12 protein-coding genes are annotated in these 11,691 nt (G+C 71.4%); 8 read left to right on the forward strand and 4 right to left on the reverse strand.

Annotated features, from left to right (window positions below):
- Positions 1-11: 11 nt before the first annotated feature.
- Positions 12-1,196 carry a magnesium and cobalt transport protein CorA gene (locus tag ACK1X7_RS35715; RefSeq protein WP_413116140.1) on the reverse strand — a complete coding sequence of 395 codons (1,185 nt, stop codon included), beginning with the start codon at positions 1,194-1,196 and terminating at the stop codon, positions 12-14.
- 181 nt (positions 1,197-1,377) lie between these two features.
- Positions 1,378-2,244: a helix-turn-helix transcriptional regulator gene (locus ACK1X7_RS35720; RefSeq protein ID WP_385137999.1), complete on the reverse strand. Its 867-nt coding sequence runs from the start codon at positions 2,242-2,244 to the stop codon at positions 1,378-1,380.
- A 157-nt stretch (positions 2,245-2,401) separates the two neighbouring features.
- On the opposite strand from ACK1X7_RS35720, the gene ACK1X7_RS35725 reads away from it, so the two are divergent.
- Both ACK1X7_RS35725 and ACK1X7_RS35730 read left to right on the forward strand, forming a co-directional pair.
- Entirely contained in the window at positions 2,402-4,099 is a 1,698-nt protein-coding gene (locus ACK1X7_RS35725; RefSeq protein ID WP_385138069.1) for an AMP-binding protein, read from the forward strand.
- Between the two features lie 73 nt (positions 4,100-4,172).
- On the forward strand, positions 4,173-5,897 hold the full coding sequence (locus tag ACK1X7_RS35730; RefSeq protein WP_413116141.1) for an AMP-binding protein: 1,725 nt from the start codon (positions 4,173-4,175) through the stop codon (positions 5,895-5,897).
- A gap of 81 nt (positions 5,898-5,978) precedes the next feature.
- On the opposite strand, the gene ACK1X7_RS35735 is transcribed toward ACK1X7_RS35730, so the two are convergent.
- Together ACK1X7_RS35735 and ACK1X7_RS35740 are read right to left on the reverse strand one after the other, a co-directional pair.
- The gene (locus ACK1X7_RS35735) at positions 5,979-6,677 is read right to left on the reverse strand and encodes a neutral zinc metallopeptidase (RefSeq protein ID WP_413116142.1); all 699 of its coding nucleotides are present in this window, start codon (positions 6,675-6,677) and stop codon (positions 5,979-5,981) included.
- 166 nt (positions 6,678-6,843) lie between these two features.
- Entirely contained in the window at positions 6,844-7,548 is a 705-nt protein-coding gene (locus ACK1X7_RS35740; protein WP_390792810.1) for a hypothetical protein, read from the reverse strand.
- A gap of 136 nt (positions 7,549-7,684) precedes the next feature.
- On the opposite strand from ACK1X7_RS35740, the gene ACK1X7_RS35745 reads away from it, so the two are divergent.
- From ACK1X7_RS35745 to ACK1X7_RS35770, 6 genes are all read left to right on the forward strand, one after another.
- Positions 7,685-7,936 (forward strand): hypothetical protein, encoded by a 252-nt coding sequence (locus ACK1X7_RS35745; protein ID WP_361500804.1) that lies wholly within the window; start codon positions 7,685-7,687, stop codon positions 7,934-7,936.
- Positions 7,933-8,304, forward strand: coding sequence for a helix-turn-helix domain-containing protein (locus ACK1X7_RS35750; RefSeq protein ID WP_385137993.1), 372 nt, complete (start codon positions 7,933-7,935; stop codon positions 8,302-8,304). Before ACK1X7_RS35745 ends, ACK1X7_RS35750 begins: the two co-directional genes overlap by 4 nt.
- 72 nt (positions 8,305-8,376) lie before the next feature.
- Complete coding sequence (uraD, locus tag ACK1X7_RS35755) at positions 8,377-8,907, forward strand: 2-oxo-4-hydroxy-4-carboxy-5-ureidoimidazoline decarboxylase (protein ID WP_413116143.1); 531 nt, start codon at positions 8,377-8,379, stop codon at positions 8,905-8,907.
- Positions 8,907-9,245, forward strand: coding sequence for a hydroxyisourate hydrolase (uraH, locus tag ACK1X7_RS35760; RefSeq protein ID WP_390792812.1), 339 nt, complete (start codon positions 8,907-8,909; stop codon positions 9,243-9,245). The genes uraD and uraH overlap by 1 nt, the downstream gene beginning before the upstream one ends.
- 5 nt (positions 9,246-9,250) lie before the next feature.
- Positions 9,251-10,132 (forward strand): factor-independent urate hydroxylase, encoded by an 882-nt coding sequence (gene pucL, locus ACK1X7_RS35765; RefSeq protein WP_390792813.1) that lies wholly within the window; start codon positions 9,251-9,253, stop codon positions 10,130-10,132.
- Positions 10,133-10,211: 79 nt separating this feature from the next.
- Positions 10,212-11,582, forward strand: a complete 1,371-nt coding sequence (locus tag ACK1X7_RS35770) for an 8-oxoguanine deaminase (protein WP_398158585.1) — start codon at positions 10,212-10,214, stop codon at positions 11,580-11,582.
- Positions 11,583-11,691: the final 109 nt, after the last annotated feature.

Below are 11,691 nucleotides of genomic sequence, written 5' to 3' on the forward strand. Positions count from 1 at the left end.
TTGTGGCGCCGTCAGAGCCAGCCGCGGCGCTTGAAGATGACATACAGACTGACGCAGACCACCGCCATCAGCACGATCGCGAACGGGTATCCCCACACCCAGCCCAGCTCGGGCATATGGGTGAAGTTCATCCCGTAGATGGTTCCGACCAGGGTGGGCGCGAACAGAATCGCCGCCCATGCGGAGATCTTCTTGACCTCCTCGTTCTGCTCGAATCCCGCCTCGGCCAGCGCCCGCATCTCGGCGTTCTGCTGCTGGGTCACCAGGGTGGCGTTGACCGCGAGGATGTCGGTGAGGGCCGAGCGGAAGCCGTCCACGCGCTCGCTGGTGTGGGTGACATGGTCGGCGACGTCCCGCAGATAGCGCTGAAGCTCCTCATCGGTGCCGTATTTGTCGAAACCCGCCATCAGCCCGTGCAACATCCCGACCAGCGGGCGGGTGGCGCGCTGGAACTCGACCATTTCGCGGGAGAGTTCATAGATGCGCCGAGACACCTCGGGGTCGCCGCGGAACACCTCGGTCTCGATCTCGTCGATGTCGTTCTGCACCCCCGCCACCACCGGGGCATAGCCGTCCACGGCCGCGTCGAGGATCGCGTACAGCACGGCCTCGGGGCCCAGCGCCAGCAGCTCGGGGGTGGACTCCATCCGGCCGCGCACCGCGGACAGGTCCGGGGCGGCGCCGTGCCGGACGGTGATGACGAAGTCGGGGCCCACGAAGACATGCAGCTCGCCGAAGTCGACCTCCTCGAGCGCGTCGAGATAGCGGGCGGCGCGCAGCACCACGAAGAGCGTCTCGCCGTAGCGCTCCAGCTTGGGCCGCTGATGGGCCTCCAGCGCGTCCTCGATGGCCAGCTTGTGCAGATCGAACTCCTCGGCCAGCGAGAGCAGCTCCGCCTCGCTCGGCCGGTACAGCCCGATCCACGCCATCGCGCCCGTCTCCTCGCGCAGCCGCCGGTAGGTGGCGGCCAGCGTGCCGGGGGTGCCGACCCGGCGGCCGTCGCGGTACACGGCGGCGTCCACCACACTGCGCTCGTCCGGCTCCCGCGGGGTCCCATCGGCGGTGGCGGTCCGCCGCTCGTCGCGCGGCGGACCCGGGGGCGCCGGGGCGGGGCGCGGGGCGGCGTCGGCCCGGTTCACCCCGCCGGGGCGCAGCCACCGCTTCGGGGGACGCGGGCCGCGACGGCGCTCGGACATAGAGGGTCCTCACCTTCCTGTCGCGAGCACTGACCTCAGTGCAGGATATCGCCCTATATGACCGAGGTGCGTCCCGGGGGAGCGGTGGGCGAGGCAATAGTTGCTTCAGGTCAAGCGTTTTTTGCGGGAGCCCCGGCCCCGGGCCACGGAAGCCGCCTCCGGCGCCCGCACCCGCCGTCCGCTACGGCAAGAGCCCCGCGCGGCGTGCCTCGACCACCGCGTGGAGACGGGTATGGGCCCCCAACTTCCGCATCGAGGACCGCAGATAGCTCTTGACGGTCTCCGGCCGCAGCCCCAGCCGCTCCGCCGCCATCGAATTCGTCGCCCCCGAGGCCACACACGCCAGTACGTCCACCTCGCGTGGCGACAGCTCCACCCCGCTCCCCCCGCTCCGGTGCTCCCGCTGTCTGCCGCGCCCCGAGGAGGCCCTGGCCAGCCGGGAGCAGACGGTGAGTATCTCCTCGCGCAGCTTGCGGTCGGGCACCCGGTGCGCGAGGGCCCGCAGATCGCCATGGGCCTCGCGCACCTCCTCCCACACCGCCGGATCGGTCTCCTCCGCCGACGGCTCCCACCGCGGTCCCGGCGGCTGTCCTCGCCGCTGGCGCGCCTCCGTCAGCAGCCGCTGCGTCTCCTCCCGCACCGCCAGCTCCTGCGCCAGTTCGCTCTCCAGCACGCGTTCCAGTTCGCGCGCCGACTCCACGGCCGCGGTCAGCGCCCGGTCGCCGAGCACCAGCGGCTGGCGCAGCGCGCCGTACAGCACCCCGCGCACCCGCCCGCGCACCACCACCGGCACCGCGAGCATCGAGCGCAGCCCCTCCGCGCCCACCGCCGCGTCGTACTCATGACTGATCGCCCGTGAGGTGGGGTAGTCCGCAACCGAGATCGGCCGGGACATGGTGAGGACCTTGCCGCCGAGGCCGTTGCCGGGTGTGATCGCCAGATCCCGCAGGGAGTTGGTCGTGGTGCCGGTGAGTTCCGAGATCCGGAACTGCCGCGAGCCCGAGAACAGCCCGCCGAAGGCGACGGGCAGGCCACCACGCCGGCGCATCCGCTGAAGCGTGCTTTGTACGTCGACTGCCCCGTCCGATCCCGTCACGGCCACCTCCCGCATCCAGCGCCACCCCCGTCCGGGGGTAGTGAGACTCAGATCACCCGTCGCACGATGCTAGCGAGCGGTACGCCATTCAGGAGGACAAGTGACAGCAATGAATCCGGCTCACGACTTCCGCGAGGCACGGGACTTCCTGCTCGACCACCGGGAGGACTACGCGGCGGCGTACGAGGGGTTCGGCTGGCCACGCCCGGAGCGGTTCAACTGGGCCCTGGACTGGTTCGACGGGATCGCCGGGCGCGGCGGCGACCGTACCGCCCTGCATATCGTCGAGGAGGACGGCAGCGAGATCCGGCTGACCTTCGAGGAGCTGCGCCGCCGCTCCGACCGGGCCGCGAACTGGCTGCGCGAGCGCGGCGTCCGGGCCGGTGACCGCATCGTGGTCATGCTCGGCAACCAGGTCGAGCTGTGGGAGACCGCGCTGGCCGCGATGAAGCTGCGCGCGGTCGTCATCCCCGCCACCCCGCTGCTCGGCCCGCTCGACCTCGCCGACCGCATCGAGCGCGGCCGGGCGGCGCATGTGGTGGTGCGGGGCGCGGACACGGAGAAGTTCGCGGAGGTGCCGGGCGACTACACCCGGATCGCGGTCGGCGGCGCGCCCGAGGGCTGGCTCGCCTACGAGGACGCGGGGACCGCCCGGATCACGGCGGAGGACGCGGGGGACGACGAGCCCTTCGTCCCCGACGGGCCGACCCTCGCCACCGACCCCCTGATGCTGTACTTCACCTCCGGCACCACCGCCCGCCCCAAGCTGGTCGAGCACACCCATGTCTCGTATCCCATCGGGCATCTGGCGACGATGTACTGGATCGGGGTCGGGCCGGGCGATGTCCACCTCAACATCTCCTCGCCCGGATGGGCCAAGCACGCCTGGTCCAATCTCTTCGCCCCCTGGAACGCCGAGGCCACCGTCTTCGTCTTCAACTACACGCGGTTCGACGCCACCCGCCTGATGGCCGAGATGGACCGCTGTTCCATCACCACCTTCTGCGCCCCGCCCACCGTCTGGCGGATGCTCATCCAGGCCGATCTCACCCAGTTGCGCACCCCGCCCCGGGAGGCCCTCGCCGCGGGCGAGCCGCTCAACCCCGAGGTCATCGAGCATGTGCGGGGCGCCTGGGGGGTGACCATCCGGGACGGCTTCGGCCAGACCGAGACCGCCGTTCAGGTGGCCAACACCCCCGGACAGCCGCTCAAGCCCGGCTCGATGGGACGGCCGACCCCCGGCTTCCGGGTCGTCCTGCTGGATCCGGTCACCGGCCGGCCCGGTGCGGAGGGCGAGATCTGCCTCGACCTCACCGGCCCCGAGGGCCGTCCCGTCGGCCTGATGACCGGCTACGAGGGCGACGGGGAGCGCACCGCCGAGGCCACCGCGGGCGGTTACTACCACACCGGGGACATCGGATCGCGCGACGCGGACGGCTACATCACCTACATCGGCCGCGCCGACGACGTCTTCAAGGCATCCGACTACAAGATCTCGCCGTTCGAGCTGGAGAGCGCGCTGCTGGAGCACGAGGCGGTCGCCGAGGCCGCCGTCGTCCCGGCCCCCGATCCGCTGCGGCTGGCCGTGCCGAAGGCGTACATCGTGCTCGCGGAGGGCTGGGAGCCCGGCCCGGACACCGCGAAGGCGCTGTTCGCGCACTCGCGGGCGGTGCTCGCGCCGTACAAGCGGATCCGCCGGTTGGAGTTCGCCGACCTCCCGAAGACGGTTTCCGGCAAGATTCGCCGGATCGAGCTGCGCGAACGCACGGCACAGGGTGGCGGTATCGAGTTTTATGAGGAGATCTGATGACTGACGCTCATATGATGACCCACCCGCACGAACGTGAAGACGTACGTGAACGTGAACCCAAGGAGCTCCCATGACCGACCTCACGTCTGACCCACCAAGCCCAGCGGGGCTCTCCTACACCAGCGGGGCCGGGGACCTCCCGCTGCTCGGCGAGACCATCGGCGCCAATCTGGCCCGGGCCGTCGAGCTGTACGGCGACCGCGAGGCGCTCGTCGACGTCCCCTCCGGCCGCCGCTGGACCTATGCCGAGTTCGGCAGGTCGGTCGAGGAGGCCGCGCTCGGGCTGATGGCCAAGGGGGTCGCCAAGGGCGACCGGGTCGGCATCTGGGCCATCAACTGCCCCGAATGGGTGCTGTTGCAGTACGCCACCGCCCGCATCGGCGCCATCATGGTCAATATCAACCCCGCATACCGCGTCCACGAGTTGCGGTACGTACTCCAGCAGGCCGGAATCTCGGTCCTGGTCTCCTCCATCGAGCACAAGACCAGCGACTACCGGCGGATGGTCGAGCAGGTGCGATCGGCCTGCTCCTCGCTGCGCGATGTGATCTACATCGGCGACCGGACCTGGGACGGGCTGGTGCGCGCGGGGGCCGGGGTGGCCCCCGAGCGGCTCGCCGAGCGCGAGGCCCGGATCAGTTGCGACGACGCGGTCAACATCCAGTACACCTCCGGCACCACCGGCTTCCCCAAGGGCGCCACCCTCTCCCACCACAACATCCTCAACAACGGCTTCTTCGTCGGGGAGACGGTCCGCTACACCGCCGAGGACCGGATCTGCGTGCCGGTGCCCTTCTACCACTGCTTCGGCATGGTGATGGGCAACCTCGCGGCCACCAGCCACGGCGCCTGCGTGGTCATCCCCGCCGCCACCTTCGACCCCGTCGCCACCCTGGCCGCCGTCGAACGGGAGCGCTGCACCTCGCTGTACGGCGTCCCCACCATGTTCATCGCCGAGCTGGCCCTGCCGGACTTCGCCACCTTCGACCTCAGCTCGCTGCGCACCGGGATCATGGCCGGATCGCCCTGCCCGGTGGAGGTGATGCGGCGGGTGGTCGCCGAGATGCATATGACCGAGGTGTCCATCTGCTACGGCATGACCGAGACCTCACCGGTCTCCGCCCAGACCCGGCCCGACGACGACCTGGTCCGCCGCACCTCGACGGTCGGCCGGGTGCTGCCGCATATCGAGGTCAAGATCGTCGACCCGGTGACCGGGGCGACCGTGCCCCGGGGCACCCGCGGCGAGCTGTGCACCCGCGGCTACTCGGTGATGCTCGGCTACTGGCAGGAGCCCGAGCGGACCGCCGAGGCGATCGACTCGGCGCGCTGGATGCACACCGGCGACCTCGCGGTGATGGACGGCGAGGGATACGTCCAGATCGTCGGCCGGATCAAGGACATGATCATTCGCGGTGGGGAGAACGTCTATCCGCGGGAGATCGAGGAGTTTCTGCACACCCACCCCAAGGTGGCGGATGTGCAGGTCGTCGGCGTACCGGACGAGAAGTACGGCGAGGAGGTGCTGGCCTGCGTCATCCTGCGCGAGGGCGCCAGGACCCTCACCCGCGATGAGCTGGCCCGCTTCTGCCGGGGCCGCCTCGCCCACTACAAGGTCCCCCGCTATCTGCGTCTCATGGACGCCTTCCCGATGACGGTCAGCGGCAAGGTCCGCAAGGTCGAGCTGCGCGAGGCGGCCGCCCGGGAGCTGCTGCCCGAAACCCGGTCCGAGGCCGGTCCGGCCGGATCGGAAGCGCTGGTCGGGCGGGCCGAGCCGCAGACCGCGCCGAGCTGATGAGCCGCGGGCCCCTCTACTACAGCAGGGGCCCACACCCCCACTACACTCCCGCCACAGCAGGGGCCCACACCCCGCCCGTCACCGGACGACGTTCGGCAGGCACGACTTCACCCCGGATCGCGCGCCGCGGCTGAAGTAGGAGACCCGCTGGGAGGCGTCGCCGTGGTCGGAGACGTCGGTCCACGGGGTCCTGTCGGCGAGTGCGGTCAGGGCGTCCGCCAGCTCCTGGGTGTCACCCTCCTCGAAGGTCAGCGTCCCGTCCTGGGCGGCTCCGAAGAGGACCGCCCCGGCCAGGCAGTCGGCCTGAAGCTCACGGGCGAGGTCGACCAGGCCCGCGTCCAGACGGTTCTGGACGGCGTGGCCCCATTCATGGGCGATCACCAGATAGACCCAGGCGTCGCCCCGCGCATGGCCGAAGCGCATCAGGTCCATGTCCCACGCTATGTAGTCGCCGTCGGGGCAGTAGACGGCGTTGTCATCGGGGAGCGGCTCACTGCCGCACACCGGCGTACCGGGGGTGTCGCCGTCGTAGACCCCCAGGATCCGGGGCGGGTTGTAGCCGCCGGTGAACAGCTCGGGCCAGTGGGTCTGCCAGTAGGTGGTGGTGACGGAGACCGCCGCGTTGATGTCCTCCTCCACACCTGTTCCGCCGTCGGTGGCATCAGAGCTGGTGAGCGGGGTGGGCGTGCCCGGTGTGGCGCCGGACGGGGGCCCGGGTGCGGCCGAGGAGCTCTCCACCGTGGGCGGCGGCACATCGCCGCCCCCGCAGCCGGTCACCAGAAGCAGGGTCAGGGCGGCGGAGAGCGGAGCCCATGATCTCGGGTACCACGGAACAGCCATCGTTTCGGCCTCCGGCCGGTCGAGCGGATGGGACGGTGAAACGGTGGAGGGCGGCGCCTCAACGGAAGCGTTCCCCCGTCATGAGCGCAAGGGCCGACCGGGGTCAGCCGTCCGGCGGCCCCATCCGGATCAGGGCGTCCGCCGGGTCGTTGACGGGCTGCGGGGTGCCGGTGAGGTCCATGATGAACAGCGGCAGATGGAGGGCGTCGGCGCGCGCCCGCGCCTCCCGCGCATAGCCCGCGAGCGAGAAGAAGACGCTCATGGCCGACTTCTGGAGCCCGTTGAGCCACAGGCATTCGATGTCCCGCAGCCCGGTGGGGCGGGTGGTCGGATCGACCTGGGCGACCACGCCCGTCCCGTAGAGATCCACCCCGGACGCGGCCCGGTCCTCCGAGGGCCGCAGGCTGTGGAAGCCGAGCCACTTCAGATACAGCGCGGCGGCGGTGACCGCGTCCCGCGCCGTACGGATCGTCACCGGCCGGAAGGCGGGGCGCCGCACGACCGGGCCGCCGCCCCCGGCCACCGCGCCCGGGTCGGCCGGAGGTGGCGCGGCGGCTACGGGCACGCGGATCACCGCGCCGCAGTCGCAGCCCAGTTCCGGCTGCGGCCAGTGGCCCCGGTGGCCGCAGGACGGGCAGTTCACCGCCACCCACAGGTTCTCCCAGGTGCGGTGGCCGACCTCCTCCGGGGTGCCGTCACGGAGGACGGGCAGGGTGACCGGCGCGCCGCAGGAACAGGGGAAGGTGGGCGGTGTGAACGACTGCTCGCGACGGCACGCGGGACAACGCACCGGCACGTTGTCTGTCATCGGGGCGCTCCGTGGACGGGGGCGGATGCGATATGCGTCCATGCTCCCCGAAGCGGGCGGCCGCGGCGAGGTACTTGGGCGTTCTGTCCCCCGCGACGGGGGCGCCGTGTTACGGCTGACGCAGTAGGTTTACGGCGTGAGATTGAGGGTTGAATTCACCACCGAACCGTTCGACCTCGACGAGGTGCCACCGCACGCCGTCGCGGCCCGCGAGACCGTCCAGGCCGCCCCGCTGGACGCCGTCGACGTCGGCCCCTTCGGCAACACCGCGGAAGGCGGGGCGGAGGCGGTGCTGGCGGCCGTCGACCGGCTGCTGCGCAGCTCCCTCGAAGCCGGTGCCACCCGGATTTCGCTCCAGGTCAACGTGGTCGGGGAGGGCGAGGCGTGAGCGTACCGGCCGACCACCCCTTCACCGCCGCGGTGCGGCCGCTCGTGGATGCCATGGGCGGCGAGATGATCGCCCCGGACCGGGCCGGGGGCGACGATGTGGTGCTCTCCTGGGAGGGCCGCCCGGTGGTCGCCGTAAGGCTGCCGCATATCTCGGACTCGCTCGATCACATCCTCGCCGACCTCCAGCGCCGCCACGGCGTGCCGCTCTCGGCCCTCGACCGCAAGACCAAGCAGTCCGTCGTCCGCCAGCTCGAACAGCGCGGCGCCTTCTCGGTGCGCCATGGCGTCGAGACGGTCGCCGGAGCCCTCGGGGTGAGCCGCTTCACCGTCTACAACTACCTCAACCGCGAGAAGAACGGGGACTGACCGAGCCCCTCGTTACGCGCATTTTTCAACAAAGTGTTGACGCCCGGCGAGGGTGCCTCCTAGCTTGCGAGAGTGACTTCCAGTGCTCCGCCGGGGCTGGCCCGGTTCAACGCGGCGGCCGACCGCGACGCCGCCGGGCTGCTGCACGAGGTGTGCGCCAGCCGGTCCTGGGGCGCGGCGGTCGCTCGCGGGCGGCCGTACGCCACCGTCGGGGAGCTGCTCGAGGCCGCCGACGCGGCCATGGCCGGGCTGACCGCCGCCGACCTGGCCGAGGCGATGGCCGCGCATCCGCCCATAGGGCGGCCGACGCCGGGCGACGCCGCCTCGGCCCGCGAGCAGAGCGGGGTACGGGACGCGGAGCGCGCGGAGCTGCTGGAGCTGAACCTCGCGTACCAGGAGCGCCACGGCCAGGTCTTCCTGATCTGCGCCACCGGCCGCACCGGCGAGGAGATGCTGGCGGCGCTGCGCGAGCGGATCCACCATGACGCCGACACCGAGCGCGAGATCATCCGCACCGAACTGGGAAAGATCAACCGCATCCGGCTGACCCGGCTGGCGGAAACCCTTCGGGCCCCGCGGGCCCCGGCGGAAGGAGAGCGGTGATGGCCGCCGGCGCCACCTCCGTGTCCACCCACATCCTGGACACCAGCATCGGCCGCCCCGCCGTGGGCGTGGTCGTCGAGCTGGCCGTCCGCTCCGGGCCCGGCGCGGAGTGGACGGCGCACGCCGACTCCCTCACCGACGCCGACGGGCGCTGCAAGGATCTGCCCGACCTCCCCGAGGGCACCACCCACGCCCGGCTGCGCTTCGAGACCGGGCCGTATCTGACCCATGCCTTCTTCCCGGAGGTCGCGGTCGCCTTCGCCGTCGAGCCGGGCGAGCACTACCACGTACCGCTGCTGCTCACCCCGTTCGGCTACTCCGTCTACCGAGGGAGCTAGCACCCATGCCCACGCTCGGCCCGAACAGTTACGGCAAAGCCGAAACCCGCGTTGTGCGGGTGGTGCGCGACGGCGCCGTGCACCACCTCAAGGACCTCAATGTCTCGGTGGCGCTGTCGGGGGAGATGGAGGCGGTCCACCTCTCCGGCAGCAATGCCAACGTCCTGACGACCGACGCCACCAAGAACACCGTGTACGCCTTCGCCAAGGAGCACGGCATCGATACGGCCGAGGAGTTCGGCATCCGGCTGGCCCGCCACTTCGTCACCAGCCAGGAGCCCATCCACCGCGCCCGCATCCGCGTCGAGGAGTACGCCTGGGAGCGGATCCAGGCGGCCGGGAGCGCGGCGCACTCCTTCGTCCGCCGCGGCCAGGAGGTGCGCACCGCGCAGATCGCCTACGACGGCGAGCGCTGGGAGGTGGTCTCCGGGCTCACCGGCCTCACCGTCCTGAACACCACGGACTCCGAGTTCCGGGGCTATGTCAAGGACCGGTACACCACGCTGCCGGAGACGCGTGACCGCGTCCTGGCCACCGATGTGCACGCCCGCTGGCGCTACGGCTGGAGCGATGACACCCGGCCGATGCCGGACTGGGACCACGGCCACGAGGAGGCGCGCGGCCATCTGCTGAGCGCGTTCGCCGAGACCTACTCCCGCTCGCTCCAGCAGACGCTCTACGAGATGGGCGCGCGGGTGATCGAGCGCCGCCCCGAGGTCGAGGAGATACGGCTCTCGCTGCCCAACAAGCACCACTTCCTGGTCGATCTGGAACCCTTCGGCCTCACCAACGACAACGAGGTCTACTTCGCCGCCGACCGGCCGTACGGGCTCATCGAGGCCACCGTGCTGCGGGACGGCGCCGAGCCCCGGATCCCGGCCGACTGACCGGCTCCCCACCGACTGACCGGCTCCCCACCGACTGACCGGATCCCCCTTGACTCATCCGACGGAAGGGCCACGCTCCGTGCACCGCATCGTCATCGAGAACTGCGCCGTCGCCACCGTGGACGCGCAGGACACCGAGTACGCGTCCGGCCATGTCGTCGTCGCAGGCAACCGCATCGAGTCGGTGGGCGAGGGCCGCGCGCCGCGGGGCCTGGAGGACGTGGCCCGCCGGATCGACGGCACCGGACACCTGGTCACCCCGGGCCTGGTCAACACCCATCACCACTTCTACCAGTGGCTCACCCGCGGCCTGGCCCAGGACAGCAACCTCTTCGACTGGCTGGTCGCGCTCTATCCCGTCTGGGCGCGGATCGACGAGCCGATGGTCCACGCGGCGGCCCGCGGCTCGCTGGCGATGATGGTGCGCGGCGGGGTCACCACCGCCATGGACCACCACTACGTCTTCCCGCGCGGCAGCGGCGATCTGCTGGGCGCCGAGATCCGCGCGGCGGGCGAGCTGGGCGTGCGGTTCACCGCCGCCCGCGGCTCCATGGACCTCGGCGCCTCCGCCGGCGGGCTGCCGCCGGACTTCGCCGTGGAGTCCACCGAGGACGCGCTGGCCGCCACCGAGAGGGCCATCAACGCCCACCACGACCCGGAGTCCGACGCGATGCTGCGGATCGCGGTCGCGCCCTGCTCGCCGTTCTCCGTCTCCACCGAACTGCTCCGCGAGTCCGCGGTGCTGGCCCGCCGCAAGGGCGTACGGCTGCACACCCACGGCTCGGAGACGGTGGAGGAGGAGAAGTTCTGCCAGGAGCGGTTCGGGATGGGACCGACCGACTACTTCGAGTCCACCGGCTGGCTGGGCGAGGACGTGTGGATGGCCCACTGCGTGCACATGAGCGACACCGACATCCAGGCGTTCGCCCGGACCGGCACCGGGGTGGCCCACTGTCCCTCGTCCAACGCCCGGCTCGCCGCCGGGATCGCCCGGGTCCCCGATCTGCTGGCCGCGGACGTACCGGTCGGCCTCGGCGTGGACGGCACCGCCTCCAACGAATCCGGTGAGCTGCACACCGAGCTGCGCAACGCGCTGCTGGTCAACCGGCTCGGCGGGCACCGCGAGAAGGCGCTGAACGTCCGTCAGGCGCTGCGCCTGGGCACCTACGGCGGTGCGCGGGTGCTCGGCCGCCAGGGCGAGATCGGCTCGCTGGAGCCGGGCAAACTGGCCGACCTGGTGCTGTGGAAGCTGGACGGCCTCGGCCATTCGTCGATCGCCGACCCGGTCGCCGCCCTCGTCCTCGGCGCCCCCGCCCCGGTCACCCTGTCGCTGGTGAACGGCGCTCCGGTGGTGGAGTCGGGCCGGCTGCTCACCGTGGACGAGGACGAGATCGCACGGGAGGCGCGCAGCGAGGCGCGACGTCTGGCCCGTATCGCCGCGGACGACTGAACACCGCGCCGATTCATCGGATGGGTCGCCATGGCGAGCCGCTCCTCGCGGCTGCGCGGCGGCCCATCGGTGCGTTCGGGCCCCGTTGACATCCCATCTTTACGCCTCT

The sequence above is a fragment of the Streptomyces sp. CY-1 genome (genome assembly GCF_047218265.1).
Taxonomy (GTDB): Bacteria; Actinomycetota; Actinomycetes; order Streptomycetales; family Streptomycetaceae; genus Streptomyces; species Streptomyces niphimycinicus.

What these genes read in the sequence shown, in the direction of transcription:
- ACK1X7_RS35715 (WP_413116140.1), bottom strand. Translation starts at nt 1,196, where the DNA reads ATGTCCGAGCGCCGTCGCGGCCCGCGTCCCCCGAAGCGGTGGCTGCGC.
- ACK1X7_RS35720 (WP_385137999.1), bottom strand. Translation starts at nt 2,244, where the DNA reads ATGCGCCGGCGTGGTGGCCTGCCCGTCGCCTTCGGCGGGCTGTTCTCG.
- ACK1X7_RS35725 (WP_385138069.1), top strand. Translation starts at nt 2,402, where the DNA reads ATGAATCCGGCTCACGACTTCCGCGAGGCACGGGACTTCCTGCTCGAC.
- ACK1X7_RS35730 (WP_413116141.1), top strand. Translation starts at nt 4,173, where the DNA reads ATGACCGACCTCACGTCTGACCCACCAAGCCCAGCGGGGCTCTCCTAC.
- ACK1X7_RS35740 (WP_390792810.1), bottom strand. Translation starts at nt 7,548, where the DNA reads ATGACAGACAACGTGCCGGTGCGTTGTCCCGCGTGCCGTCGCGAGCAG.
- uraH (WP_390792812.1), top strand. Translation starts at nt 8,907, where the DNA reads ATGGCCGCCGGCGCCACCTCCGTGTCCACCCACATCCTGGACACCAGC.
- pucL (WP_390792813.1), top strand. Translation starts at nt 9,251, where the DNA reads ATGCCCACGCTCGGCCCGAACAGTTACGGCAAAGCCGAAACCCGCGTT.